The 25217-nt window shown below is 71.9% G+C and carries 22 protein-coding genes; 7 read left to right on the plus strand and 15 right to left on the minus strand.

Annotated features, from left to right (window positions below; translation table 11 throughout):
- Positions 1 to 14: 14 nt before the first annotated feature.
- The 10 genes from OG389_RS30315 to OG389_RS30360 form a co-directional block, all read right to left on the minus strand.
- Positions 15 to 1520, minus strand: a complete 1506-nt coding sequence (locus OG389_RS30315) for an AlkA N-terminal domain-containing protein (RefSeq protein ID WP_328301640.1) — start codon at positions 1518 to 1520, stop codon at positions 15 to 17.
- A 230-nt stretch (positions 1521 to 1750) separates the two neighbouring features.
- Positions 1751 to 2572: a CDP-diacylglycerol--serine O-phosphatidyltransferase gene (gene pssA, locus OG389_RS30320; RefSeq protein WP_243341691.1), complete on the minus strand. Its 822-nt coding sequence runs from the start codon at positions 2570 to 2572 to the stop codon at positions 1751 to 1753.
- Positions 2573 to 2606: 34 nt separating this feature from the next.
- Positions 2607 to 3263 (minus strand): phosphatidylserine decarboxylase, encoded by a 657-nt coding sequence (locus tag OG389_RS30325; protein ID WP_328301641.1) that lies wholly within the window; start codon positions 3261 to 3263, stop codon positions 2607 to 2609.
- 185 nt (positions 3264 to 3448) lie between these two features.
- Positions 3449 to 4654, minus strand: a complete 1206-nt coding sequence (locus OG389_RS30330; RefSeq protein WP_328301642.1) for an acyl-CoA dehydrogenase family protein — start codon at positions 4652 to 4654, stop codon at positions 3449 to 3451.
- 4 nt (positions 4655 to 4658) lie between these two features.
- Positions 4659 to 5171 carry a MaoC family dehydratase gene (locus tag OG389_RS30335; RefSeq protein ID WP_328301643.1) on the minus strand — a complete coding sequence of 171 codons (513 nt, stop codon included), beginning with the start codon at positions 5169 to 5171 and terminating at the stop codon, positions 4659 to 4661.
- A 4-nt stretch (positions 5172 to 5175) separates the two neighbouring features.
- Positions 5176 to 6150 (minus strand): HpcH/HpaI aldolase/citrate lyase family protein, encoded by a 975-nt coding sequence (locus tag OG389_RS30340; RefSeq protein ID WP_328301644.1) that lies wholly within the window; start codon positions 6148 to 6150, stop codon positions 5176 to 5178.
- The gene (locus OG389_RS30345; protein ID WP_328301645.1) at positions 6147 to 8246 is read right to left on the minus strand and encodes a protein meaA; all 2100 of its coding nucleotides are present in this window, start codon (positions 8244 to 8246) and stop codon (positions 6147 to 6149) included. The genes OG389_RS30340 and OG389_RS30345 overlap by 4 nt, the downstream gene beginning before the upstream one ends.
- 30 nt (positions 8247 to 8276) lie before the next feature.
- A complete protein-coding gene (gene ccrA / locus OG389_RS30350) occupies positions 8277 to 9614 on the minus strand; it encodes a crotonyl-CoA carboxylase/reductase (protein WP_328304207.1) in 1338 nt (445 codons plus the stop codon).
- 412 nt (positions 9615 to 10026) lie between these two features.
- Positions 10027 to 10851: a TetR family transcriptional regulator gene (locus OG389_RS30355; RefSeq protein WP_328301646.1), complete on the minus strand. Its 825-nt coding sequence runs from the start codon at positions 10849 to 10851 to the stop codon at positions 10027 to 10029.
- Positions 10852 to 11017: 166 nt separating this feature from the next.
- The gene (locus tag OG389_RS30360) at positions 11018 to 12859 is read right to left on the minus strand and encodes a 3-hydroxyacyl-CoA dehydrogenase family protein (protein WP_328301647.1); all 1842 of its coding nucleotides are present in this window, start codon (positions 12857 to 12859) and stop codon (positions 11018 to 11020) included.
- Positions 12860 to 13256: 397 nt separating this feature from the next.
- On the opposite strand from OG389_RS30360, the gene OG389_RS30365 reads away from it, so the two are divergent.
- On the plus strand, positions 13257 to 13826 hold the full coding sequence (locus tag OG389_RS30365) for a HEAT repeat domain-containing protein (protein WP_328301648.1): 570 nt from the start codon (positions 13257 to 13259) through the stop codon (positions 13824 to 13826).
- On the opposite strand, the gene OG389_RS30370 is transcribed toward OG389_RS30365, so the two are convergent.
- The 3 genes from OG389_RS30370 to OG389_RS30380 form a co-directional block, all read right to left on the minus strand.
- The gene (locus OG389_RS30370; RefSeq protein ID WP_328301649.1) at positions 13819 to 14340 is read right to left on the minus strand and encodes a RidA family protein; all 522 of its coding nucleotides are present in this window, start codon (positions 14338 to 14340) and stop codon (positions 13819 to 13821) included. The genes OG389_RS30365 and OG389_RS30370 overlap by 8 nt on opposite strands.
- Positions 14341 to 14458: 118 nt before the next feature.
- Positions 14459 to 16030 (minus strand): alpha/beta hydrolase, encoded by a 1572-nt coding sequence (locus OG389_RS30375; protein WP_328304209.1) that lies wholly within the window; start codon positions 16028 to 16030, stop codon positions 14459 to 14461.
- 150 nt (positions 16031 to 16180) lie between these two features.
- Positions 16181 to 17212 (minus strand): Rv2578c family radical SAM protein, encoded by a 1032-nt coding sequence (locus OG389_RS30380; protein ID WP_328301650.1) that lies wholly within the window; start codon positions 17210 to 17212, stop codon positions 16181 to 16183.
- Positions 17213 to 17447: 235 nt separating this feature from the next.
- On the opposite strand from OG389_RS30380, the gene OG389_RS30385 reads away from it, so the two are divergent.
- The 4 genes from OG389_RS30385 (at position 17448) to OG389_RS30400 (ending at position 22245) form a co-directional block, all read left to right on the plus strand.
- Positions 17448 to 17891, plus strand: a complete 444-nt coding sequence (locus tag OG389_RS30385; RefSeq protein ID WP_328301651.1) for an SRPBCC family protein — start codon at positions 17448 to 17450, stop codon at positions 17889 to 17891.
- 181 nt (positions 17892 to 18072) lie between these two features.
- Complete coding sequence (locus OG389_RS30390; RefSeq protein WP_328301652.1) at positions 18073 to 18906, plus strand: M55 family metallopeptidase; 834 nt, start codon at positions 18073 to 18075, stop codon at positions 18904 to 18906.
- A 1-nt stretch (position 18907) separates the two neighbouring features.
- On the plus strand, positions 18908 to 20248 hold the full coding sequence (locus OG389_RS30395; protein WP_443059475.1) for a M20/M25/M40 family metallo-hydrolase: 1341 nt from the start codon (positions 18908 to 18910) through the stop codon (positions 20246 to 20248).
- Entirely contained in the window at positions 20248 to 22245 is a 1998-nt protein-coding gene (locus OG389_RS30400) for a S9 family peptidase (protein WP_328301654.1), read from the plus strand. The genes OG389_RS30395 and OG389_RS30400 overlap by 1 nt, the downstream gene beginning before the upstream one ends.
- Positions 22246 to 22349: 104 nt before the next feature.
- On the opposite strand, the gene OG389_RS30405 is transcribed toward OG389_RS30400, so the two are convergent.
- The gene (locus tag OG389_RS30405) at positions 22350 to 23060 is read right to left on the minus strand and encodes a hypothetical protein (RefSeq protein WP_328301655.1); all 711 of its coding nucleotides are present in this window, start codon (positions 23058 to 23060) and stop codon (positions 22350 to 22352) included.
- Positions 23061 to 23094: 34 nt separating this feature from the next.
- Here OG389_RS30405 and OG389_RS30410 point away from each other — a divergent pair, with 34 nt between their 5' ends.
- Both OG389_RS30410 and OG389_RS30415 read left to right on the plus strand, forming a co-directional pair.
- Positions 23095 to 23679, plus strand: coding sequence for a GNAT family N-acetyltransferase (locus tag OG389_RS30410; RefSeq protein ID WP_328301656.1), 585 nt, complete (start codon positions 23095 to 23097; stop codon positions 23677 to 23679).
- A 4-nt stretch (positions 23680 to 23683) separates the two neighbouring features.
- A complete protein-coding gene (locus OG389_RS30415) occupies positions 23684 to 24583 on the plus strand; it encodes an arginase family protein (protein WP_328301657.1) in 900 nt (299 codons plus the stop codon).
- Between the two features lie 43 nt (positions 24584 to 24626).
- Here OG389_RS30415 and OG389_RS30420 read toward each other — a convergent pair whose 3' ends face one another.
- Positions 24627 to 25181 carry a DinB family protein gene (locus OG389_RS30420; protein WP_443059365.1) on the minus strand — a complete coding sequence of 185 codons (555 nt, stop codon included), beginning with the start codon at positions 25179 to 25181 and terminating at the stop codon, positions 24627 to 24629.
- Positions 25182 to 25217: the final 36 nt, after the last annotated feature.

Here is a 25217-nt window from a genome sequence, read left to right on the forward strand (position 1 = left end):
GTGCTCCTCGGAAGTCAGGCGGGCAGAACGTTGATCGCGTGGTCCTCGGTGGCCCACAGGTACTGCACGGCGTACGCGCGCCAGGGCCGCCAGCGCGCCGCGCGGGCCGTCAGCGCGGCGGGCGTGGACGGCAGCCCGAGCCCCTTCGCGGCCCGCCGGATCCCCAGGTCGGCGGGGAGGAAGGCGTCCGGGTCGCCCAGGGCCCGCATCGCGATGATCTCGGTGGTCCACGGCCCGAACCCGGGCACGGCGCCCAGCCGCGCCCGCGCCGACTCCCAGTCGCTGTCCGCGGCGAGCGGCAGCGAACCGTCGGCGAGCGCCGAGACGAGCGTGGTCAGGGTGGTGCGCCGGCTGCGCGGCAGGGCCAATGACTCGGGATCCAGCCCGGCCAGGGCCTGGGAGGACGGGAACAGGTGCGTCAGCCCGCCCTCGGGGTCGGGATCGGCCACCGGCTCGCCGTGGGCGCGCACCAGCCTGGCCGCGTGCGTACGGGCCGCGGCCGTGGACACCTGCTGCCCGAGGACCGCCCGTACGGCGAACTCCTCGGCGTCGACGGTCCGCGGCACCCGGCGCCCGGGGGCCTTGTCCACGAGCGGGGCCAGCAGCGGGTCGGCGCGCAGCTGCTCGTCGACGGCCTCGGGGTCGGCGTCGAGGTCCAGCAGCCGCCGGCAGCGGCTGATGGCGATGGTGAGGTCGCGCAGATCGGTGAGGGCGAGCCGGCAGGCGATGTGGTCCGGCCGCGGGGTGAGCGCGACGACCCCGGTGCCGTACGGGAGCCGGAGCGTACGGCGGTAGGCGCCCGCCCGCCACTCCTCGACCCCGGGGACGGCCGTCGCGGCGAGGTGGCCGAAGAGGTTGTCGGGGTTGAGCGGGGCACGGAAGGGGAGCCGCAGGCTGATGGTGCCGGGCACCCGGGCCCCGGCCGCCTCCCCCTCGCTCCGAGCCCGCAGCGGCCCCTTCCCGGCCCTGGTGCGCAGGTCGCTCGGGGCCAGGGCGAAGACCTCGCGGACGGTGTCGTTGAAGGTCCGGATGGAGGAGAACCCGGCGGCGAAGGCGATGTCGCCCATCGGGAGCTCCGAGGTCTCGATCAGCAGCCGGGCCGTCTGCGCGCGCTGGGCCCGGGCGAGGGCGAGCGGCCCGGCACCGAGCTCGGCGTTCAGCTGGCGCTCGACCTGGCGGGCGGAGTAGCCGAGCCGGGTGGCCAGCCCCGGAACGCCCTCCCGGTCGACGACGCCGTCCTGGATGAGGCGCATGGCGCGGGCGACGGCGTCGGCGCGGGCGTTCCACTCGGGGGAGCCGGGGGAGGTGTCGGGGCGGCACCTCTTGCAGGCCCGGTACCCGCTCTGCTGGCAGGCGGCGGCGCTGGGCAGGAAGGTCATGTTCTCGACCTTGGGCGGCACGGCGGGGCAGCTGGGCCGGCAGTAGATCCCGGTGGTCCTGACGGCGGTGAAGAACCATCCGTCGAAGCGGGCGTCCTTGGACTGGACGGCCCGCACGCAGCGCTCCGTGTCGGTGTACATGGCTTCCATCCTCCCGGGCGGGGGCCGCTCGGGCTGGCGGTTTTCCGACACCAAGCCTATGCGCCGGCCGCGCGCCCACCAGGTCCCACTGCTCGCCCCCGCGCGGGGCTCCGTCCCCACCCGCCCTTCCACCGTTCCCAGGGCTCCGCCCCGGCCCCCGGACCCGCGGACGCGGGAGGGCCCCCGGTCGCCTGGTGGCGGCCGGGGGCCCTCCCGTGTGTACAGCCGGATTACGGAGCCTGTGTGGCCCGCGCCTCGCGGCGGTTGTGGCGGAACGTGTTCGCCCGACGGGTCGTCGCGAACAGCGGAATGGTCGCCGCCAGAGCGATCTGCAGCGCGCAGCCCGTCTGGAGCAGCAGCCCACCGCCCGGCGCGTCGAACGCCCACGCGGCCAGCAGGCCCATCGCCGCGACGATCCAGCTCAGCATCGCCACCGCGAGGACACCCCGCGGCTTGGGGTACTCGACCCGGCTCACCATCAGCCAGGCCACCCCGACGATCGCCAGCAGCGTCGGGATGAACGGCAGCTCCAGCAGGACGATCGAGACGACCGTCAGCGCGCCGAAGGGGCTCGGCATGCCCTGGAACATGCCGTCCTTCATCGCCACGCAGCTGAATCTCGCGAGGCGCAGCACCACGGCCAGCAGCACCACGATCGCCGCCAGCGCCGACATCTTCTGCACCGCGTCGTCGGCGACCATGCCGTAGACGAGGACGAAGTACGCCGGCGCCAGCCCGAAGCTGATCAGGTCCGACAGGTTGTCCAGCTCCGCGCCCATCGGCGAGCTGCGCAGCTTGCGGGCCACGATGCCGTCGAAGAGGTCGAAGACCGCGGCGAGCAGCATCAGTATCACGGCCGTCGCGGCGCTGCTGCGGGCCATGCCCGACTCGCCGCTGCCGGTCAGGTGCGGGATGAGGATCCCGGTGGTGGTGAAGTACACCGCCATGAATCCGCACGTCGCGTTGCCGAGGGTGAGGGTGTCCGCTATCGACAGCCGCAGTGACAGCGGCATGTCGTCCTCGGCGGACTCCTCCTCGGAGGCCTCGGGCACCCATCCCGACGACGGGTTCGCCGGAGTCTCAGGGTCAGTCACGGTCAATTCGGGTCACCCCCGCGGTGGTGGCCTGTCCGACCTCGACCGCGACCTCGACACCCTCGGGGAGGTAGATGTCGACGCGGGAGCCGAAGCGGATCAGACCGATGCGTTCGCCCTGCTCCACCTTGGTGCCGGCCGGCAGGTACGGGACGATCCGGCGGGCGACGGCGCCGGCGATCTGCACCATCTCGATGTCGCCGAGCTCGGTGTCGAAGTGCCAGACAACGCGCTCGTTGTTCTCGCTCTCCTTGTTGAACGCCGGAACGAATCCACCGGGGACGTGCTCCACGGACGTCACCGTGCCCGCGAGGGGCGCGCGGTTGACGTGGACGTTCAGCGGGCTCATGAAGATCGCGACCCGGGTCCGTCCGTCCTTCCACGGCATGATGCTCTGCACCACACCGTCGGCGGGGGAGATGACCCGGCCCTGCGTGATCTCACGCTCGGGGTCGCGGAAGAACCACAGCATGCCCGCCGCGAGCGCGGTGGTGGGCACGGCCACTGCCGCCCAGCGTCCGGACTTCCGGGCCCGGGTGAGGCTGAGAGCGGCGGTGGCGACGGTCGGCAGAAGCCACGGCGATGCTCCGCGCGCGAGGCGTCCACCGAGGAGGCCGACGCGAGGTGCAGAGGTTTGGCTGTGGGGCATGGATGACCTTCGTAGCGGGTGATGCCGCGCCGCAAACGGGGGGACGGGACGGCGGCTTTACTGGAATGCTATCGGTTGCGCACAACAACTGGGCAAGCCAGAAGCCGAGTCGAAGACCACAGGCCAGTGACTGGTAGTGACACTTTTACGGAAAACCACTGGACGATTTACCGCAAAAGGGACTTTCAGCCCTGGAGTCGGTACTCCTCGAGCAGGCGTCGCCCGATGATCATTTTCTGGATCTCGGCGGTACCTTCACCGATGAGCAGCATCGGCGCCTCCCGGTAGAGACGCTCGATCTCGTACTCCTTGGAGAAGCCGTAGCCACCGTGGATACGGAACGCGTCCTCCACCACCTCCTTGCAGTATTCGGAGGCGAGGTACTTCGCCATCCCTGCTTCAAGGTCGTTTCGTTCCCCGGAGTCCTTTTTGCGTGCTGCATTCACCATCATCGCATGGGCGGCTTCGACCTTGGTAGCCATCTCGGCCAGCTTGAACTGGATCGCCTGGTGCTCAGCGATGGCCTTGCCGAAAGTGTGACGTTGCTGGGCATACGAGACACCCAGCTCGAATGCACGCTGTGCGACGCCGCAGCCACGGGCCGCCACGTTGACGCGGCCGACCTCGACCCCGTCCATCATTTGGTAAAACCCTCGGCCGGTCTCGCCGCCCAGGACCCGATTGGCCGGAATGCGCAGTCCGTCCATGATGAGCTCGGTGGTGTCGACCCCCTTGTAGCCCATCTTGTCGATCTTGCCGGGAATGGTCAGGCCGGGTCGGACCTCGCCGAAGCCGGCCTCCTTCTCCACCAGGAAGGTCGTCATCGACTTGTGGGGGGCGGTGCCCTCCGGGTGTCCTTCGTCACTGCGCACCAGAACGGCCACCAGGGTGGACGTGCCGCCGTTCGTCAGCCACATCTTCTGGCCGTTCAGGACGTACTCGTCGCCGTCCTTCACCGCCTTGGACGTGATGGCCGACACGTCGGAGCCGAGACCCGGCTCGGACATCGAGAACGCGCCGCGGACCTCGCCCAGCGCCATGCGCGGGAGGAAGTACTCCCTCTGCTCCTGCGTGCCGTGCTGCTTGAGCATGTACGCCACGATGAAGTGGGTGTTGATGATGCCCGAGACGGACATCCAGCCGCGCGCGATCTCCTCGACGCACAGCGCGTAGGTGAGCAGCGACTCACCCAGGCCGCCGTACTCCTCGGGGATCATCAGGCCGAACAGGCCGAGTTCCTTGAGACCGTCGACGATCGCCTGCGGGTACTCGTCGCGGTGCTCCAGCTCGGTCGCGACCGGGATGATCTCCTTGTCGACGAACTCCCGGACGGTCTTGAGGATGTCCCTCTGGTCGTCCGTCAGGCCGGCGGTCTGGGCAAGTCGGCTCATGGTTCTACTTCCCCTGTTCCTTCAGCGTGGGGCGGCCGGGCTGCTCGCCGCCGCGCTCCTTGATGTACGTCTCGGTCGGGACCATCACCTTGCGCCGGAAGACGCAGACGAGGGTGCCGTCCTGCTTGTAGCCCTTGGTCTCCACGTAGACGATGCCGCGGTCGTTCTTCGACTTCGACGGGGTCTTGTCGAGGACCGTGGTCTCGCCGTAGATGGTGTCGCCGTGGAAGGTCGGCGCCACGTGCCGCAGCGACTCGATCTCCAGGTTGGCGATCGCCTTGCCGGAGACGTCCGGCACGGACATGCCCAGCAGCAGCGAGTAGATGTAGTTGCCCACGACGACGTTCCTACCGAAGTCGGTCGTGTTCTCCGCGTAGTTGCTGTCCATGTGGAGCGGGTGGTGGTTCATGGTCAGCAGACAGAAGAGGTGGTCGTCGTACTCGGTGACCGTCTTCCCGGGCCAGTGCTTGTAGACCGCGCCGATCTCGAACTCTTCGTAGGTGCGTCCGAACTGCATGGTGCTACGCCTCCGGGATTTCGAACTTGGTGGTGCGCTGCATGCCCGCGGCGCGGCCCTTGCCCGAGATGACCAGGGCCATCTTGCGGCTGGCCTCGTCGATCATCTCGTCGCCGAGCATCGCCGAGCCCTTCTTGCCGCCGGCCTCGGAGGTGCACCAGTCGTACGCGTCGAGGATCAGCTCGGCGTGGTCGTAGTCCTCCTGGGAGGGGGAGAAGACCTCGTTGGCCGCGTCGACCTGGCCGGGGTGCAGCACCCACTTGCCGTCGAAGCCCAGTGCCGCCGCGCGGCCCGCGACCTCGCGGTAGCCGTCGACGTTCTTGATCTGGAGGAAGGGGCCGTCGATCGCCTGGAGGTCGTGCATGCGGGCCGCCATCAGGATCCGCATCAGGATGTAGTGGTAGGCGTCCGCGCCGTAGCCGGGCGGTTGCATGCCCACGACCAGGGACTTCATGTTGATCGAGGCCATGAAGTCGGCCGGCCCGAAGATGATGGTCTCCAGTCGCGCCGAGGCGCCGGCGATCTCGTCGACGTTGACCAGGCCCTTGGCGTTCTCGATCTGCGCCTCGATGCCGATCTTGCCGACCTCGAAGCCCATGGTCTTCTCGATCTGGGTCAGGAGGAGGTCGAGCGCCACGACCTGCTGGGCGTCCTGGACCTTCGGCAGCATGATGCAGTCGAGGTTCTGGCCGGCGCCCTCGACGACGGTGATCACGTCGCGGTACGTCCAGTGCGTGGTCCAGTCGTTGACGCGCACCACGCGGGTCTTACCGGTCCAGTCGCCCTGGTTCAGCGCCTCCACGATGGTGTGGCGGGCGCCCTCCTTGGCGAGCGGGGCGCAGGCGTCCTCCAGGTCGAGGAAGACCTGGTCGGCCGGCAGGCCCTGGGCCTTCTCCAGGAACCGGGGGTTGGAACCCGGCACCGCGAGGCAGGAGCGGCGCGGCCGCAGCCGGTTGACCGGGGAAGAGGGCGTGGTCATGCGGGGACCTCCGTGCTTGCAACGATGTCTGTGGAAACGCTGGGTTCGTCGGCGTCGCCGATCGGGTTGAGCTTGTTCGCCTTGCGGATCTCGTCGACGATACGGCCGATGATCTCCGTGATGCCGAAGTCCTTCGGGGTGAAGACCGCGGCCACGCCGGCCGCCTTCAGCGCCACGGCGTCGGCATTCGGAATGATGCCTCCGAGCACGACGGGAATGTCACCCGCCCCCGCCGCGCGCAGCCGCTCCAGCACGTCGGGGACGAGCGCGCTGTGCGAACCGGACAGGATGGACAGTCCCACGCAGTGCACGTCCTCGGCCAGCGCCGCCGAGGAGATTTCCTCGGGGGTCAGCCGGATCCCCTGGTAGACCACCTCGAACCCGGCGTCGCGGGCCCGCACGGCGATCTGTTCGGCGCCGTTGGAGTGGCCGTCCAGGCCGGGCTTGCCCACCAGCAGGCGCAGCCGGCCGGAGCCCAGTTCGTCCGCGGTACGGGAGACCTTCGCGCGGACGAGGGCCATGGGGGTCCCCTCCTCGGCGGTCACGGCCACCGGGGCCGAGGAGACCCCGGTCGGAGCCCGGAACTCGCCGAACACCTCGCGCAGGGCGTTGGACCACTCACCGGTGGTGACGCCGGCGCGGGCGCACTCCAGGGTGGCCTCCATCAGGTTCTCGTCCCCGGCGGCGGCCTCCTTCAGCCGGTCCAGGGCCTGCATGACCGTCGGGAAGACGAAGGGATCGCCGCCGCCCTGCCGGTCCGAGGACTCCTGGCGCTCGGCGCGCCAGCGGCCGATCCGCTCCACGGTCAGCGCCTCGACGGCCGGGTCCACCGTCATGATGGCGCCGTCCAGGTCGGCGGTGAGCGGGTTCTCCTCCGTCTGCTGGAAGCAGTTGACGCCGACGATCTTGTCCTCGCCGGCCTCGATCCGGGCCCGCCGCTCGGCGTGCGAGGAGACCAGCTCGCCCTTGAGGTACCCGGACTCGACGGCCGCCATCGCGCCGCCCATCTCCTGGATCCGGTCGATCTCGGCCAGGCACTCGGCCACCAGGGAGTCGACCTTGGCCTCGACGACGTGCGAGCCGGCGAAGATGTCCTCGTACTCCAGCAGGTCGCTCTCGAGTGCGAGGACCTGCTGGATGCGCAGCGACCACTGCTGGTCCCAGGGCCGGGGCAGACCCAGTGCCTCGTTCCAGGCCGGCAGCTGCACGGCGCGGGCGCGGGCGTCCTTGGAGAGGGTGACCGCGAGCATCTCCAGCACGATGCGCTGGACGTTGTTCTCCGGCTGCGCCTCGGTCAGACCCAGGGAGTTGACCTGGACCCCGTACCGGAAGCGGCGCTGCTTCTCGTTCTCGATGCCGTAGCGCTCGCGGGTCACCTGGTCCCAGATGCGGCCGAAGGCGCGCATCTTGCACATCTCCTCGATGAAGCGGACGCCCGCGTTCACGAAGAAGGAGATCCTGGCGACGACCTCGCCGAACCGCTCGGGCGGGACCTGGCCCGAGTCGCGGACGGAGTCCAGGACCGCGATGGCCGTGGACATCGCGTACGCGATCTCCTGCACGGGCGTGGCGCCGGCCTCCTGCAGGTGGTAGCTGCAGATGTTGATCGGGTTCCACTTGGGGATGTGGTTGACCGTGTACGCGATCATGTCCGTCGTCAGGCGGAGCGAGGGTCCGGGCGGGAAGACGTGCGTCCCGCGCGAGAGGTACTCCTTGACGATGTCGTTCTGGGTGGTGCCCTGGAGCTGGGCGATGTCCGCGCCCTGCTCCTCGGCGGCCACCTGGTAGAGCGCCAGCAGCCACATGGCGGTGGCGTTGATCGTCATCGAGGTGTTCATCTGCTCCAGGGGGATGTCCTGGAACAGCCGCCGCATGTCGCCCAGGTGGGAGACCGGGACCCCGACCCGGCCCACCTCGCCGCGGGCGAGGATGTGGTCGGGGTCGTAGCCGGTCTGCGTCGGCAGGTCGAACGCGACCGACAGGCCGGTCTGGCCCTTGGCGAGGTTGCGGCGGTACAGCTCGTTGGACGCCTCGGCCGTGGAGTGGCCGGCGTACGTCCGCATGAGCCACGGACGGTCCTTCTGGCGCTCTGTCATCTCAGGCTGTCCCTTAGGCCCTTGGGCGTCTCAGACGTTGCGGAAGCGGTTGATGGCGTCGAGGTGCGTGGCGCGCAGCTCGTGGTCCCGCACGCCCAGGCCCTCCTCGGGGGCGAGGCACAGCACGCCGACCTTGCCCTGGTGGAGGTTGCGGTGGACGTCGTAGGCGGCCTGGCCGGTCTCCTCCAGGGAGTAGACCCGCGACAGGGTGGGGTGGATCTTGCCCTTGGCGACCAGGCGGTTGGCCTCCCAGGCCTCGCGGTAGTTCGCGAAGTGGGAGCCGACGATCTTCTTCAGGGACATCCACAGGTACCGGTTGTCGTACTCGTGGTTGTAGCCCGAGGTCGAGGCGCAGGTGACGATCGTGCCGCCCTTGCGGGTGACGTAGACCGAGGCGCCGAAGGTCTCGCGGCCCGGGTGCTCGAAGACGATGTCCACGTCCTCGCCGCCGGTCAGCTCACGGATGCGCTTGCCGAAGCGCTTCCACTCCTTCTGGTCCTGGGTGTGCTCGTCCTTCCAGAACTTGTAGCCCTCGGCGCTGCGGTCGATGATCGCGGTCGCGCCCATCGCCCGGCAGATGTCCGCCTTCTGCTCGCTGGAGACCACACAGATCGGGTTGGCGCCGCCGGCCAGCGCGAACTGGGTCGCGTACGAGCCGAGTCCGCCGCTCGCCCCCCAGATCAGGACGTTGTCGCCCTGCTTCATGCCGGCGCCGTTGCGGGAGACCAGCTGGCGGTACGCGGTGGAGTTGACCAGGCCCGGGGAGGCGGCCTCCTCCCAGCTGAGGTGGTCGGGCTTGGGCATCAGCTGGTTGGACTTGACCAGTGCGATCTCCGCCAGACCACCGAAGTTGGTCTCGAAGCCCCAGATCCGCTGCTCGGGGTCGAGCATCGTGTCGTTGTGGCCGTCGGAGGACTCCAGCTCGACCGAGAGGCAGTGGGCGACGACCTCGTCGCCCGGCTTCCAGGCGTTCACACCGGGGCCGGTGCGCAGGACGACGCCCGCGAGGTCCGAGCCGATGATGTGGTACGGGAGGTCGTGGCGCTTGGTGAGCTCCGAGAGGCGCCCGTAGCGCTCGAGGAAGCTGAAGGTGGACACCGGCTCGAAGATCGAGGTCCACACGGAGTTGTAGTTGACCGAGGAAGCCATGACGGCGACCAGGGCCTCGCCCGGGCCGAGTTCCGGCAGCGGGACCTGGTCCAGGTGCAGGGACTTGCGGGGGTCCTTCTCGCGGGTGGTGAGCCCGGCGAACATTTCCGCCTCGTCCTTGTGCACGGTGATCGCGCGGTACGAGTCGGGGAGCGGCAGGGTCGCGAAGTCGGCGGCCGTCGCGGCCTGCGACTGGATCGCGTCCAGGATGTCCTTCACGGTATTGCCTCCGGCCATGCGCTGATGAGGGTGCGCTGAGGGAAACGGGTTGCGTGGTGCGGCGAAGCGGTGGTGCGGGAGTGTGGGCGCCGTCGATTCGGCTGGGGTGCTGCTGCGCGTTGCCTGTGGTGGGGCGGTGCGGGGGCCTGGTGACGCAGGCATCCGGGGCGCGTTCCGTACCGAGTGGGCCGGTCCGCGGGGACATCCGGACGAGATTCAACGTATGGCACCCCGTGTCACTCAGCAAGGCACCGCGTGCCAAAACTTTCTCTCATTTGCCGATTGACCTGCACGGATGAGCGATGATCGATCAGAGTTACCCGCGAGTAGGGGCAAGTCGGGCATACGCGGAAGGCCGCCCCCGGATCCGGGGGCGGCCTGTGTGACGAGGGTCGCTCGTGCTGCTTGGCGACTACTTGTTGCGCAGTGCCTCTTCGATGGTCCGCATGACCTCGTCCAGCGGGGCGTCCGTACGGGCCACCGCCACCAGGACCTCGCCCCGGGTGCGTACCGACGCCGGCTCGGGGGCGGGCGCCGGCGACGCGGTGTTCAGCGTGCGCCCCGCGCCGATCCCCGAGCCGAAGGTCTTGCGCACGATCGCGAAGGCGTGGTCCAGCTGCGCCTCCACGTCGCCCTGACCGCCCGCCCGCAGCCAGCGCCGCAGCACGTGGTTGTGGGCCGTGACCACCGCCGAGGCGGCGACCTCCGCCAGCAGCGGGTCGTCGTTGCCGTCGTGGTGGTCCTGCTCGTCGAAATGGGCCAGCAGGTAGCGCGTGAACAGCCGCTCGTACCGGGCGACCGAGGCGATCTCCCGCTCCCGCAGCGCCGGCACCTCCCGGGTGAGCCGGTAGCGCTCCACCGACACCGCCGGCGAGGCGGCGTACATCTTCATGACTTCCTTGATCCCCCGGCACACCGTGTCGAGCGGGTGCTCGTGCGCCGGTGCCACGTCCAGGACGGCCTCGGCGCGGGTCAGGGTGTCGTCGTGGTCCGGGAAGATCGCCTCTTCCTTGGACCGGAAGTGCCGGAAGAAGGTGCGGCGGGCCACCCCTGCCACCGAGGCGATCTCGTCGACCGTCGTCGCCTCGTACCCCTTGGTCGCGAAGAGCTCCATCGCGGCCGCCGCCAGCTCACGGCGCATCTTGAGCCGCTGCGCGGCCGCCTTGGTACCCGCCGGGGTCTCCGGGGCGTCGGAGGCCGAGGAGGTGCGGGGTGAGGTCTTGGCGGGCTGGGACATAGAGCGAAAGTACTTCATTCGAGCGGGAGAGCGCTCCCGAGGGGGGTCGGACAGGGAAGGATGCGGGGGAGAGCCCGCACTGGGCTCGGAAGGTACGACCTGCCGTGAGGGTCCGGCAGACCCGAGCAGCCCTCCCCACGCATCCGGCTCGTGTGCCTGCCGCCGCCTACCGGCGGGGGGCGTACTCACGGAATCCGCGGCCGGTCTTCCGGCCCAGGCAGCCCGCGGCGACCAGGTGCTCCAGCAGCGGGGAGGGGGCCAGGCCCGGGTCCCGGAACTCCTTGTGCAGGACCTGCTCGATGGCCAGCGACACGTCCAGGCCGACCACGTCGAGGAGCTCGAAGGGCCCCATCGGGTAGCCGCCGCCCAGCTTCATCGCCGCGTCGATGTCGTCGATGCCGGCGTAGTGCTGCTCGACCATCTTGATCGCGTTGTTGAGGTACGGGAACAGCAGCGCGTTCACGATGAAGCCGGCCCGGTCCCCGCAGTCCACCGCGTGCTTGCGCACCTGGGCGCAGACCCCGCGGACGGTGGCGTGCACGTCGTCGGCGGTCAGGACGGTCCGGACCACCTCGACCAGCTTCATCGCCGGGGCCGGGTTGAAGAAGTGCATGCCGATCACGTCCTCGGGCCGCGAGGTCGCGCGGGCGATCGCGATCACCGGGAGCGAGGAGGTCGTGGTGGCGAGCACCGCGCCGGGCTTGCAGACCTTGTCCAGGGCCTGGAACAGCTCCTGCTTCACCGCCAGGTCCTCGGCGACGGCCTCCACGGCCAGGTCCACGTCGGCGAAGGCGTCCAGCGAGCCCGCCGCCGTGATCCGGTCCACGGTGGCCGCGGCCGCCTCGGGCGTCAGCCGCCCCCGGTCCACCGCGCGCTTGAGGGACTTGCCGATCGCGGCCTTCGCCGCGTCCGCCTTCTCCTGGCTGCGGGCCGCGAGCGCCACCGGGAAGCCGGCCTGCGCGAAGACCTGCGCGATACCGCTCGCCATGGTCCCCGAACCGGCAACGCCGACCGTGTTCACCGGACGGCTCGCCCGGACCAGGTCCCCGTCCGGCGGGGTCTGCAGGTCGCGGACGACGACCTGGCTGCCGGGGGCCTCGTACGTGTAGAACCCGCGCCCGGACTTCTGCCCGGTCAGGCCCGCCTCGGCGAGGTGCCCGAGGATCGGTGCCGGGGCGTGCAGCCGGTCACCGGAAGCCGCGTACATGGCCTCCAGGACGGTCCGGGCGGTGTCCACGCCGATCAGGTCGAGCAGTGCGAGCGGGCCCATCGGCAGACCGCAGCCCAGCCGCATCGCCGCGTCGATGTCCTCGCGGGAGGCGTACTTCGCCTCGTACATGGCGGCGGCCTGGTTGAGGTAGCCGAACAGCAGGCCGTCGGCGACGAAGCCCGGCCGGTCGCCGACCGCGACGGGCTCCTTGCCGAGCTCGCGGGCCAGTGTCGTGACCGCCTCGACGGCCGGCGGGGCCGTCAGCACGCTGGAGACGATCTCGACCAGCTTCATCGCCGGGGCCGGGTTGAAGAAGTGCAGGCCGACGACGCGCTCTGGGCGCCGCGACTCGGCGGCCATCCGCGTCACCGACAGGGCGTTGGTGCCGGTGGCCAGGATGGCGGTGGGCCGGACGATCGCGTCGAGCTCGCGGAAGATCCGCTGCTTGAGCTCGTAGGACTCCGGGACCACCTCGATGACGAGATCGGCCTCGGCGGCGGCGCCCAGCTCGGAGAAGGTGCGGAAGCGGGAGAGCACGCCCTCGCGCTCCTCCTCGGTGAGCTGCTCCCTGACCACGGAACGGGCGGTGGCCGCGGCGAGGGAAGCGGTGGCCCGGCGGGCGGCCGCTTCGCTGGTGTCGATGCCGATGACCTCGCGGCCGGCCCGGGCGAGGACCTCGGCGATGCCGGAGCCCATGGTGCCGAGACCGACGACGGCGATGGTCTGCAGCGCCGGGCGGACGGGCTCGGCGGAGGGGGAGGAGGGGGAGGACTGACTGGACGTGGACGGAAGGTCCATCGCGGGACTCCAGTGGAAGAGGGTGACGACTGAGGGGGCGCGCGTCGCACGGCGCGCGCGGATGCCGTACGGAAGAGCCGTGCGGAGAAGCCCGGGCCGCAGATCCCCGAAGGAGGTGTCCGAAGGGAAGCGGCCAGTAGGGCGGAAACGGCGGAACCCTGTCCCGGGGTCGCGCCGCGAGGTCGTGCGTGAGTCGTGCAGAACCGACTGGCACGAGGTGGCTGCGTCACCAGGCCGCCCTCGTACGTGTTGTAGGGACAGTAACCCGTCGGTAACTGGTCCGCCAGAGCGCGGAGATGTGACCTGTACCGCCCAAATGTACCGATCATCGATCATCGATCAAACGGCAGTCCGGGAACCCGGCACGGCGACCCTCCCGGCCCCCTAGGGTGGCCGGGTGAACGAGGTCTTGGAGCGCCTGCGGGCGGAAGCGGGGCGGGCGCCGGGCGACGGGGCGCGGTACGAGGCACTGCTGGTGGCGGACACGGATGGCCTGGCGGCTTCCCTGACCTCCGCCGGGCTGCCCCTGTGGGCCCGCGAACTGGCCGCGTACCGGCTGGGGCTGGCCGGGGACCGGCGTGCCTTCGAGTCGCTGGTCCTGCTGCTCAACCACCGCGAGCCGGCGCGCTGCGAGGCCGCCGCGCAGGCGCTGGCCGTCCTCGGGGACCCGCGCACCGCCCGGGCGGCGGCGGCCCTGGCGACCAACGAACTGCGCACGGCCTACGCCCTGCACCCGGTCCGGCTGCTCGCGGCACTGCGCGCCCCCGAGTCCGCCCCCGCGCTGATCCGCACCCTGTCGCGGCTGCTCGCGCCGGGCGACCCGTACTGGCGGGTGGCCCTGGCCTGCGTGGAGGGGCTGGGGGCGCTGGCCGACCGGCGCGCCCGCGAAGTCCTCGTACGGGCCCAGTCGCACCCGCGGCTGGCGGTGGCGGCGACCGCGGCCCTGCGGGGGCTGGAGCTCAGCTAGCGAAACCGGTCTTGAAACCGGTCCCGAACCCGGCCCCGGAGCCGGTCCTGAACCCGGTCTCGGTCTCGCCCCGGGGTGCGGCCCCGGTTCCGGACCCGGTCGGCTCCGGGACGATCGCGAAGGCCTCGATCTCCATGAGCAGTTCGGGCCGGAACAGCGCCGCGACCTGGACCGCCGAGGAGGCCGGGAGGCGGTCCCGGGCGAACACCTCGTCACGGGCCGTGCGTACGGCGGGGAGGTGGGCGACGTCCGTGACGAAGTACGTCACCTTCACCACGTCCTCGAAGGTCGCCCCGGCCGCCGCCAGGCACCGGCGCAGGTTGACGAACACCTGCCGGGCCTGGGCGGCGGCGTCGCCCTCGCCGACCACCTCGCCCTTCTCGTCGAAGGCGCACTGCCCGGACACGGCGACGAACCGCCCGGTGCCCCAGACGACGTGGTTGTAGCCGGTGCCCGGGGCGACGCCCTCCGGGGCGGGGATCCGGGTGAGGTGGTCGTCGTGTGAAGTAGTCATGGGCACGATCCTGCCCGCTGCGGCCGCGATGGCCAAGATCGGGAAGGGCCGCCCCCGGGGCCGCCCCCGGAGGGCCGCCCCGGGGGCTTGCCCTTCCGGGAGCCGGCGCCCGCCCGGACTAGCCCCGGAAGCCGAGCAGGCCGTGCAGCGCCGAGCCGCCCGCCGACGGCGGCACCGCGCGGGTCGCGGGGACGGGCGTCGGGGCCGGCTGGGCGGGGCAGACGGCGTCCGTGGCCTTGCCCGTCAGCAGGTACGCCGACAGCTTCTCGTCCAGACACTTGTTGCCGCTGAGCGCGATGCCGTGGTTGCCGCCGCCCTCCTCGACCACCAGCGCCGAACCCGCCAGCTTGCGCCGCATGCTCACCGCGCCCTCGTACGGGGTCGCCGCGTCCTCCGTGGCCTGGAACAGGAGCGCCTGCGGGAGGGCTGTGTTGGTGACGTCGGGAGCCTGCAGCGGCTCGGTCGGCCAGAACGCGCACGGGGCGTTGTACCAGGCGTTGTTCCACGTCATGAAGGGTGCCTTGGCGTGCGTGCGCCACATGTCGGCCCGCCACTGGTTCCAGTCCTTCGGCCAGGCCGAGTCCCGGCACTGCACCGCCGTGTACACGCTGTAGCTGTTGCCCGCCGAGGGCTCCACCGCGCCGAACTTCTCGTACGCGGCGACCAGCGGCTTGGGGTCCGACTGCACGGCGTACGCGGAGAAGGCCGCCGCCAGGTGGGGCCAGTAGCCGTTGTAGTAGCCGCCCGGCATGAAGGTGTCCTCCAGCTCGGCCGGGCCCACCTTGGCGCCCGCCGGGGCCGTGCGCAGCGCGGTGCGCATCGCGTACCAGCGGGCCTCGACCTCGGCCGGATCGGTGCCCAGGTGGTAGGTGGAGTCGTACTTGGCCACCCAGGCCATGAAGGACTTGTGGCGGGCGTCGAAGGCCTGGTCCTGCGCCAGGTTGTCCTCGTACCAGACCCCGCCCGGGTCAACGACCGAGTCGAGGACCAGGCGGTGCACCCGGTCGGGGTGGAGCTTGGCGTACACCGCGCCCAGGTAGGTCCCGTAGGAGTAGCCGAAGTAGCTGAGCCTGTCGGCGCCCAGGGCGGTGCGCAGCACCTCGAGGTCGCGGGCCGCCGAGACCGTGCCGATGTACGGGAGGACGTCCGCGTGCTTGGTCCCGCAGGACTCGGCGAAGGACTTCACCCGCTCCAGGTTGGCCCGCTCGGTCTCCTCGTCCAGGGGTACGGAGTCGGGCCGTACGGGGGTGAAGTGCCCCGCGCCGCAGTCCAGTACGGGCTCGCTCTTGCCCACGCCGCGCGGATCGAAGCCGATCACGTCGTACTGGGCGGCGACGTCCTTGGGCAGCGCCGCGGCGATGTACCCGGCCAGGGAGAGGCCGCTGCCGCCGGGCCCGCCGGGGTTGACCAGCAGGGGTCCCTGGGAGCGCGCGGCGGTGTGGGGGACCCGGGTCAGGGCGAGGGAGATCTCCCGGCCGGCCGGGTTGTCGTGGTCGAGGGGCACCTTCAGGGAGGCGCACTGGAGCGTCGGATACCGGGAGGTCGCGCAGTTGGACCAGCTCAGGGATCCGGGTGCGGGGGCCGGTGCGGCCGGGGCCGCGGCCGTGACCGGGCTCGCGAGGGCGGCGGCGACGGCGGAGACCGCCACCAGGACGCCGGCACGCTTCAGAGCGGGACCGGGCTTCTTCATCGGGTGCAACACGGGGCCTCCCAGCCGAGGGTTCTGGGCGGAATCGTCCCGGAACCTGCGCCCGAAAGGGGGGATTGAGCCCCCTATTGGCCCGATGTGATGACCCTTCAGTCAGTCATACGGTCGTACGAATGCTCAAGGGGCCGGTGCTCAGAGCAGGCTCAGCTGGGTGGGCCCGGCGGGCGCGGGATCCGCCGGCCGCTCCGGTACGGGGATCCGCCGGTCCGGTCCGCGCCCACCGGGTCCGATGCCGAATTCGGCGGCGAGCTCGTGGACTTGGCGGGTGATCATCCGCTGGTGCCAGGTGGGTGCGTACGAGCCGCCCGCGTACATCCGCTCGTACCGCGGGACCAGGTGTGGATGGTGCTGGCCCAGCCAGGCCGTGAACCACTCGCGCGCCCCGGGCCGCAGATGGAGTACCAGGGGTGTCACGGAGGTCGCGCCGGACTCGGCGACCGCCCGGACGGTGGCCCGCAGCTGCTCCGGGGAGTCCCCGAGGAAGGGGATGACCGGGGCCATCAGCACCCCGCACTCGATGCCCGCGTCGGTGAGCGTGCGGACGGCCTGCAGTCGGGCCGCGGGGGAGGGGGTGCCGGGTTCCACCGTGCGCCACAGGGCGGTGTCGGTGAAGCCGACGGAGACGGAGATCCCGACGTCGGCGACGGCGGCGGCCTGCTGGATGAGGGGCAGGTCGCGCAGGATCAGGGTGCCCTTGGTGAGGATGGAGAAGGGATTGGCGCGCTCCCGCAGCGCCTCGATGATCCCGGGCATGAGCCGGTAGCGGCCCTCGGCGCGCTGGTAGCAGTCGACGTTGGTGCCCATCGCGATGTGCGCGCCGCTCCACCGGTGCGAGCCGAGCTCGCGGCGCAGCAGTTCGGGGGCGTTGGTCTTGACGACGATCTGGGAGTCGAAGCCGATGCCGGTGTCGAGGTCGAGGTAGCCGTGGGTCTTGCGGGCGAAACAGTAGACGCAGGCGTGGCTGCAGCCCCGGTACGGGTTCACGGTCCATTCGAAGGGCATCCGGGAGGCCCCGGGGACCCGGTTGAGGATCGACCGGGCGCGGATCTCGTGGAAGGTGATCCCCCGGAACTCGGGGGTGTCGAAGGTACGGGTGACGACGGAGTCCGCTCCGAAGAGCGCGGCCGGACCCGTGGGGCCCTCGGTCAGGTTGTTCCAGCGCATGAGCGCCTCCCTCGGTAGCTCTGGGCCGAGAATAGAACAAACGTTCCCATGATCGTGCGCGAGGCCCCGTGGCCGGCCGCGCCCGGCCCGTGCGCCGGTGGTGGCCCCCGCGGGCGCTGCCCGTGGACACCCTCCCCGTCCACCTCCGCGGCCGCGCCCGACCCGGATTTGGGCGCCCGGGCCGGAGGTGGTTGGCTTGGCGCGACGAGCGATCACCACTGCTGGAGGAGTAGCCATGGCGCAGGTCGAGGCCACCACGGAACGCATCATCGGGGCGGACGCGGAGACCGTGTTCGACGCGCTGGCCGACTACACCGGGACCCGCGGCAAGCTGCTGCCTGAGCACTTCAGCGAGTACGAGGTGCGCGAGGGCGGCGACGGCGAGGGCACCCTCGTCCACTGGAAGCTCCAGGCCACCAGCAAGCGCGTCCGCGACTGCCTGCTGGAGGTCAGCGAGCCCACCGACGGCCAGCTCGTGGAGAAGGACCGCAACTCCTCCATGGTCACCACCTGGACGGTCACCCCGGCCGGCGAGGGCCAGTCCAAGGCCGTCGTGACCACCGTGTGGAACGGTGCGGGCGGCGTCGGCGGCTTCTTCGAGCGCACCTTCGCGCCCAAGGGCCTGGCCCGGATCTACGACACCCTCCTCGCCAACCTGGCCGCCGAAGTCAAGGGCTGAGCAAGGCCGTTGCCGGTGAGGCCTGGGGCCGGGCCTCACCGGATCGGGTGAAACGAACCGCCCGGATCCCCACCCGGCCCACCGCGCGAGGGTGCGGAGCGGCCGGGCGTGGCCCCGGGGTCCGGCGGGGGCCGGAAGGTTAGGGTGGGTCCCTGAGCGCTACCGACCGCCCGGGGGCCCGATGAAGATCCTCATCTCCGCCGACATGGAAGGCGCCACCGGCGTCACCTGGCCCGCCGACGTGCTGCCGGGGACGCCGCAGTGGGAACGCTGCCGGACCATGTTCACCTCCGACGTGAACGCCGCCGTCCTGGGCTTCTTCGACGCCGGCGCCGACCAGGTCCTCGTCAACGAGGCCCACTGGACCATGCGCAACCTGCTGCTGGAGCGGCTCGACCCGCGCGTCGAGATGCTCACCGGCCGCCACAAGTCCCTCTCCATGGTCGAGGGCGTTCAGCACGGTGACGTCGACGGCATCGCCTTCCTCGGCTACCACACGGGCGCCGGGAGCGAGGGCGTGCTCGCCCACACCTACCTCGCCAACTCCATCACCGGGGTCTGGGTCAACGGGGTCCGCGCCAGCGAGGGTCTGCTCAACGCGCACGTGGTCGCCGAGTACGGGGTCCCCGTCGTCCTCGTCACCGGAGACGACCTGACCTGCGCCGACGCCGCCGGTTACGCCCCGGACGCGGTGACCGTCGCCGTCAAGGACCACGTTTCGCGCTACGCCGCCGTCTGTCGCACCCCCGCCCGCACGGCCGCCGACATTCGGGCCGCCGCCAAGCAGGCCGCCGCGCTGGCCGTCCGCCACGAGCCGGTACGAGGGGGGCCGTTCGCGGTGGAGGTCGAGTTCGACGCCGAGCACCTGGCGATGGCCGCCACCGTGGTGCCCGGAGTCGGCCGGGCCGGCGAGCGTAAGGTCGGGTACACCAGCGGGACGATGTACGAGGGGATCCGGACCTTCAAGGCGGTCACGACGATCGCCTCGGCGGCTGTGGAGGAGCAGTATGGCTGACATGTCCGACCCGGGCGGGAGCACCCCCGTCGATCAGGTGGCGCTCGACGAGGCCGTCGAGTTCACTTCCGGTCTGATCCGCATCGACACCACCAACCGCGGTGGCGGCGACTGCCGGGAGCGCCCCGCCGCCGAGTACGTCGCCGAGCGGCTGGCGGACATCGGGCTGGAGCCCACGCTGCTGGAGCGCACCCCGGGCCGCACCAACGTGGTGGCCCGGATCGCGGGGACCGACCCCACCGCCCCCGCCCTCCTCGTCCACGGTCACCTCGACGTGGTGCCGGCCGAGGCCGCCGACTGGAGCGTGGATCCCTTCTCGGGCGAGGTCCGGGACGGGGTGGTCTGGGGGCGCGGCGCCGTCGACATGAAGAACACGGACGCGATGGTGCTGGCCGTCGTACGGGCCTGGGCGCGGGCCGGGGTCAGGCCCCGCCGGGACATCGTGATCGCCTACACCGCCGACGAGGAGGACAGCGCGATCGACGGCTCGGGCTTCCTCGCCGACCACCACCCGGAGCTCTTCGAGGGCTGTACCGAGGGCATCAGCGAGTCCGGTGCCTTCACCGTGCACGCCGCCCCCGGCCAGGTCCTCTACCCGATCGCCGCCGGTGAACGCGGTACCGCGTGGCTGAAGCTCACCGCGACCGGCACCGCCGGGCACGGCTCCAAGCCCAACCGGGCCAACGCGGTCAGCCGGCTCGCCGCCGCGGTGGCCCGCATCGGCGAGTACGAATGGCCGGTCCGCCTCACGGACACCGTCACCGCCTGCATCACCGAACTCGCCGCCCTCCAGGGGATGTCGGTCGACCCGCGGGCCCCCGGATTCGCACTCGACCCGCTCCTCAACAAGCTCGGACCGGCCGGCGCCCTCGTCGGGGCGACCGTGCGCAACAGTGCCAACCCGACCATGTTCAGCGCTGGTTACAAGGTCAACGTCATCCCCGGCACCGCCACCGCCTACGTGGACGGCCGGATGGTGCCCGGCGGCGAGGAGGCGTTCGCCGCCACCCTCGACGAACTCACCGGACCCGACGTGCACTGGGAGTTCCACCACCGGGAGGTGGCCCTCGAAGCCCCCGTGGACGGGCGGACGTTCGGGATCCTGCGCGATTCGGTGGAAACCTTCGACCCCGAGGGGCACGTGGTCCCCTTCTGCATGGCGGGCGGCACCGACGCCAAGCAGTTCTCCCGCCTCGGCATCACCGGCTACGGCTTCTCCCCGCTCAAGCTGCCGCCCGGCTTCGACTACTGGGCCCTCTTCCACGGCGTGGACGAGCGGGTGCCCGTCGACGCCCTGCACTTCGGGGTCCGCGTCCTCGACCGAGCACTGCGCGCCCTGTGATGGAGATCGGCACGGCCCCCTACGGCAGCTGGCCCTCGCCCATCGACGCCGCGCTGGCGGCCTCCCTCGACGGGCGGCCCGAGTACGTCGGCGCGGTCGGCACCGAGGTGTGGTGGACCGAACCCCGGCCGACAGAAGGCGGCCGCCGGGCCCTGGTCCGCCGGCCCGCGGACGGCGGGCCCGCGCTGCCGGTGCTGCCCGCGCCGTGGAACGTGCGCAGCCGGGTCACCGAGTACGGCGGCCTGCCCTGGGCGGGTACCGAACGGCCCTCGGGCGGACCGCTGGTGGTGTTCGTCCACTTCGCCGACCAGCGGCTGTACGCGTACGAGCCCGACGCGCCCGGCGCTCCGGCCCCGCGCGCGCTGACGCCCGTCTCGATGGTGGGCGGCGGGCTGCGCTGGGTCGACCCGGTGCTGCGGGGCGCTGAAGTCTGGTGTGTGCTCGAGGAGTTCACCGGCGCCGGGCCGACCGAGGTGCGCCGCGTCCTGGCCGCCGTGCCGCTGGACGGGTCGGCCGCCGAAGACCGCTCCCGGGTGAGGGAGTTGACCGACGACGGGTACCGGTTCACCACCGGGCCCCGGATCTCCCCGGACGGGCGGCAGGCGGCCTGGCTGGTGTGGGACCACCCCCGGATGCCGTGGGACGGCACCGAGCTCAGGCTCGCCGAGGTCACCCCGGACGGTCGGCTCGCGCAGCCCCGTACCGTGCTCGGCGGACCCGAGGAGGCCGTCGCGCAGGTCGAGTGGAGCAGGGACGGGGCCCTCCTCGCGGTGAGCGACCGGGGTGGCTGGTGGAACCCGTACCGGGTGGACCCGGAGACCGGTGAGGCCGTCAACCTGTGCCCCCGGGAAGAGGAGTTCGGCGGAGCGCTCTGGAAGTCGGGACTGCGCTGGATCGCGGCCCTGCCCGGAGGGCTGATCGCCGTCCTGCACGGCCAGGGGTCCCCGGTGCTCGGCGTGCTCGACCCGGAGAGCGGCGACCTGGTCGACGCGGCCGGACCGTGGACGGCCTGGCAGCCCACGCTCGCCGTCTGCGGCGACCTGGTCTACGGGGTCGCGGCCAGCCCGCGCAGCCCGTACGAGGTCGTGGAGCTGGACACCGTCACCGGGCACGCCCGGGCGGCGGGCGGGCGCGGCCCCTCGGGGGCGGACCGGGTGGACCCGGCCTACTACCCGGAGCCGCTGAGCAGGACCTTCTCCGGCCGGGGCGGCCGGGAGATCCACGCCCACGTCTACCCGCCGCACCACCCGACGCTGCGGGCCCGGGCGGTGGAGCTGCCTCCGTACGTGGTGTGGGCGCACGGCGGCCCCACCGACCACGTGCCGCCCGTACTCGACCTGCACATCGCCTACTTCACCTCGCGCGGCATCGGCGTCGTCGAGGTCAACTACGGCGGCTCCACGGGGTACGGACGCGCCTACCGGGAGCGGCTGCGAGAACAGTGGGGCGTGGTCGACGTCGAGGACTGCGCGTCGGTGGCGCGCGCCCTGGCCGCCGAGGGCACCGCCGATCCGGACCGGCTCGCGATCCGGGGCGGCAGCGCGGGCGGCTGGACGGCGGCGGCCTCGCTGGCCGCCACCGGGCTGTACGCGTGCGCGGCGATCATCTACCCCGTACTGGACCTGGCGGGTTTCGCCGCGGAGACCCACGACCTGGAGTCCCGCTACGTCGAGGGACTGGCCGGCCCGCCGCAGACGCTGGCGCTGATCAGCCGCGAGCGCTCCCCGGTGGCCCGGGCCGAGCGGATCACCGCGCCGTTCCTCCTGCTCCAGGGCCTGGACGACCCGGTCTGCCCGCCCGCCCAGGCGGAGCGGCTGGTGGCCGCGATGCGCGGGCGGTCGGTACGGCACGCGTACGTCACCTTCGAGGGCGAGGGGCACGGATTCCGGCGGGCGGACACGATGGTCCGGGCGCTGGAGGCGGAACTGTCCCTGTACGCGCAGGTGTTCCGCTTCGACCGCACCGACATCCCCCGGCTGGCCCTGAGCGAGCGGTGACCGGGTCCGGCACGGTCCGCACGGTCTGACCGGCTGACCGGGCGGGCGGGGCTGACCGGCTGGCCGGGCCGGGCTGATCGGGCGGGCCCCGGAGTCCTGCCCGGTCAGCCCGTGTGGACCCAGACGCGGAGCGGGCCGATGGCGGTGAAGCCGTGGCGCAGCGCCGTGTCGAGGTCGTCCCCGGACTCGTAGCCGACGACGGCCAGGCCGGGCCAGATCCCGGCGATGCCGGTCAGCGCGCCCGTCCAGGCCTCGTCGTCCGGGGTTCCCTCGGCGCTGAACACGTTGGAGACCCCGACGACCTCCCCGGTGCGGTTGGCGGCGGCCCCGGCGAGGATCCGCCCTCCGGCGTCCCGGCCCGCGAAGAAGGCGATCTCCCCGGCGTCGCCGGAGAGCAGCCCCGGGTGGAACAGGCCGGTGCTCTCCCCGCCGTCCCACGCGGTCTCCCACGCCTCCAGCCCGGCGGCGGTGACCCGGTTCCACTCCAGGGCCGGGGCGGCGCCGGGGGCGCCCGCCGGGCGGTGGATCCACTCGGCGCCGAAGAGGACTTCGAAGCCGGCCGGAGCCAGGTCGAGCGCGGCGAAGCTGTCCTTGACGGAGGCGTGCGGAGAGCCGGTGTCGATGCCGGCGAGCAGGGCGGCCGTGTCGGTGTCCCGGGTGAGGGTCACGGCGTCGGGATAGTAGAGCGGGGTCGGGCGCGGGCTGCTCCAGGCCTCGGGGGTGAACGCGCCGTCGCGGCTGACCGCGGCGCACCACGCGGCGTTGTTGTACGCGGCCGCGTGGAGGAGCTCTTCGGTGTTCGGGGTGATGATCACACCGGGATGGTGCCACAGGTCCTAGCCTGGAGCGATGCCATATGTCACCTACCTCGTGGAGGGCGAACGGGTCGCGCTGCGCTCCCTCCGGCCCGCCGACGGACCCGAGTTCACCGCCCGGGTGCGCGAGAGCCGGGAACTGCACCGGCCGTGGTTGTCCCCGCCCGCCACGGTCGAGGAGTACGGGCCCTACGCGGCCCGGTTCGCCGAGAACTCCGGCGACGGCCCGGCGCGGGCCGGGTTCCTGGTCTGCGAGCGCGGCGCGGGCGGGGCCCTCGCCGGGTTCGTCAACGTCAACAACATCGTGCGGGGCGCGTTCCGGTGCGGCGCGCTCGGCTACGGGGCCTTCGCGCACGCGGCCGGGAAGGGGCTGATGCGGGAGGCGCTCGGCCTGCTCGTCGGCCACGCCTTCGCGCAGGACGGTCTTGGTCTGCACCGGCTGGAGGCCAACGTCCAGCCGGGCAACACCGCTTCGATCGCGCTCGTGCGAGGGCTCGGCTTCCGCCTGGAGGGGCTGTCGCCGGACTTCCTCCACGTCGACGGTGCCTGGCGGGACCACGAACGCTGGGCGATCACAGCCGAAATGCATCGTCCCGGGGCCCCGCATCGCACAGGATGAGTGCATGCGAACCCTCGTGCTCCTCGACGCGCCGTCCAACCTCGGCCTCAGGCCGCCCGCCCCGGGGACCGTACCCGGCGTCTACAAACTCGCCGGAGCCCTGCGAGAACAGGGCCTGCTGGCCCGGCTCGGCGCACGGGAGGGCGGGGTCGTCGTCCCACCGCGTTACGACCGCGGCGACTGGAAGGAGGGTGACGGAGTGTTCCACGCCGGGCCGCTCGCCGCGTACACCGTGGCCCTCGCCGACCGCATCGAGAACCACCTGCGGGCCGGGGAGTTCCCCGTCGTGCTCGGCGGCGACTGTTCCATCCAACTGGGCGCCTCGCTCGCCATGCGCCGCCTCGGGCGGTACGGGATCGCCGCGATCGACGGCTCCGCGGACTTCCGCCATCCCGGCAACGAGGCCGTCAACGGGCCCGTCGGCGCGGCCGGCGGCGAGGAGCTGGCGCTCGCCACCGGGCGCGGTCAGGCGGACCTGGCGAACCTGGAGGGACTCGCGCCGTACGTCCTCGACGAGGACGTACGGCTTTTCGGGCTGCGCGACGGGGATCCGGACCTCCCCGAACTGCGCACGGCCGGGATCTTCGCCGCCACGGTCGGGGCGATCCGCAACCGCGGCGCGGGTCCTGTGGCCCGTACCGCCCTGACGGGGCTCCAGCCCCCGGCCACCGCCGGGTTCTGGGTCCACCTGGACGCCGACGTGCTGGACCCGGCCGTGATGCCGGCCGTCGACAGCCCGGACGCCGGCGGACTGGTCCCCGACGAACTCGCCGAACTCCTCGGGGTGTTGATCAGCTCCCCGCGCTGCGTGGGACTCAACGTCACGATCTACGACCCGGACCTGGACCCGGACGGCCGCGCGGGAGCACTCCTCGCGGACCTGGTGGCCGGAGCGTTCGCGTAGTCCCGGCAGGGCGCCCGGCCGTCCCGACGGGCGCCCCCCGCGGTCAGACCCCGATCGCGCCGTCGATGCGCTCGCGCAACAGGTCCGCGTGCCCGTTGTGGCGTGCGTACTCCTCGATCATGTGGATCAGCACCCAGCGCAGCGAGACCTCGCCCAGCCACCCGTCCTTCCCGGACACGTCCAGGTCGGGAGCGTGCGCCGCGAACCGCTCGGCGAACGCCACCTCCGCCCGCCATGCCTCCCACGACCGCCCCACCACCGCGGGCTCGGCCACCGCCCCGCCGAAGTCCCCGTCGGGATCGTCCGCCGAGGAGAACAGGGCCGGCGCCTCCTGCCCGGCCAGCACCTGCCGGAACCAGCGGCGCTCCACGTCCGCGAGGTGGCGCACCAGCCCGAGCAGCGACAGCGTGGACGGAGGCACCGACCGGAGGACCAACTCCTCCCCGAGACCCGCACACTTGAGCTCCAGCGTCGCGCGCTGTGCCGCCAGCATCCCGGTGAGCATCCGCCGCTCGCCCCCGGTCGTGGGGAGTTCCACGAACCGGCTCTCGGCCTCGGCTCCGCCGAAGAACCCGGCTCGTCTGCTGCGCTCGCTCATGACCCCGATTGTCGATCACCGTCCCGCGCGGCGAAA

It is taken from the genome of Streptomyces sp. NBC_00435 (assembly GCF_036014235.1).
GTDB lineage: Bacteria > Actinomycetota > Actinomycetes > Streptomycetales > Streptomycetaceae > Streptomyces.

Coding starts and splice junctions, on each gene's coding strand:
- OG389_RS30315 (WP_328301640.1), bottom strand. CDS start 1,520: ATGTACACCGACACGGAGCGCTGCGTGCGGGCCGTCCAGTCCAAGGAC.
- OG389_RS30325 (WP_328301641.1), bottom strand. CDS start 3,263: ATGCCCCACAGCCAAACCTCTGCACCTCGCGTCGGCCTCCTCGGTGGA.
- OG389_RS30330 (WP_328301642.1), bottom strand. CDS start 4,654: ATGAGCCGACTTGCCCAGACCGCCGGCCTGACGGACGACCAGAGGGAC.
- OG389_RS30335 (WP_328301643.1), bottom strand. CDS start 5,171: ATGCAGTTCGGACGCACCTACGAAGAGTTCGAGATCGGCGCGGTCTAC.
- OG389_RS30340 (WP_328301644.1), bottom strand. CDS start 6,150: ATGACCACGCCCTCTTCCCCGGTCAACCGGCTGCGGCCGCGCCGCTCC.
- OG389_RS30345 (WP_328301645.1), bottom strand. CDS start 8,246: ATGACAGAGCGCCAGAAGGACCGTCCGTGGCTCATGCGGACGTACGCC.
- OG389_RS30355 (WP_328301646.1), bottom strand. CDS start 10,851: ATGTCCCAGCCCGCCAAGACCTCACCCCGCACCTCCTCGGCCTCCGAC.
- OG389_RS30360 (WP_328301647.1), bottom strand. CDS start 12,859: ATGGACCTTCCGTCCACGTCCAGTCAGTCCTCCCCCTCCTCCCCCTCC.
- OG389_RS30370 (WP_328301649.1), bottom strand. CDS start 14,340: ATGACTACTTCACACGACGACCACCTCACCCGGATCCCCGCCCCGGAG.
- OG389_RS30375 (WP_328304209.1), bottom strand. CDS start 16,030: ATGAAGAAGCCCGGTCCCGCTCTGAAGCGTGCCGGCGTCCTGGTGGCG.
- OG389_RS30380 (WP_328301650.1), bottom strand. CDS start 17,212: ATGCGCTGGAACAACCTGACCGAGGGCCCCACGGGTCCGGCCGCGCTC.
- OG389_RS30385 (WP_328301651.1), top strand. CDS start 17,448: ATGGCGCAGGTCGAGGCCACCACGGAACGCATCATCGGGGCGGACGCG.
- OG389_RS30390 (WP_328301652.1), top strand. CDS start 18,073: ATGAAGATCCTCATCTCCGCCGACATGGAAGGCGCCACCGGCGTCACC.
- OG389_RS30395 (WP_443059475.1), top strand. CDS start 18,908: ATGTCCGACCCGGGCGGGAGCACCCCCGTCGATCAGGTGGCGCTCGAC.
- OG389_RS30400 (WP_328301654.1), top strand. CDS start 20,248: ATGGAGATCGGCACGGCCCCCTACGGCAGCTGGCCCTCGCCCATCGAC.
- OG389_RS30410 (WP_328301656.1), top strand. CDS start 23,095: ATGCCATATGTCACCTACCTCGTGGAGGGCGAACGGGTCGCGCTGCGC.
- OG389_RS30415 (WP_328301657.1), top strand. CDS start 23,684: ATGCGAACCCTCGTGCTCCTCGACGCGCCGTCCAACCTCGGCCTCAGG.
- OG389_RS30420 (WP_443059365.1), bottom strand. CDS start 25,181: ATGAGCGAGCGCAGCAGACGAGCCGGGTTCTTCGGCGGAGCCGAGGCC.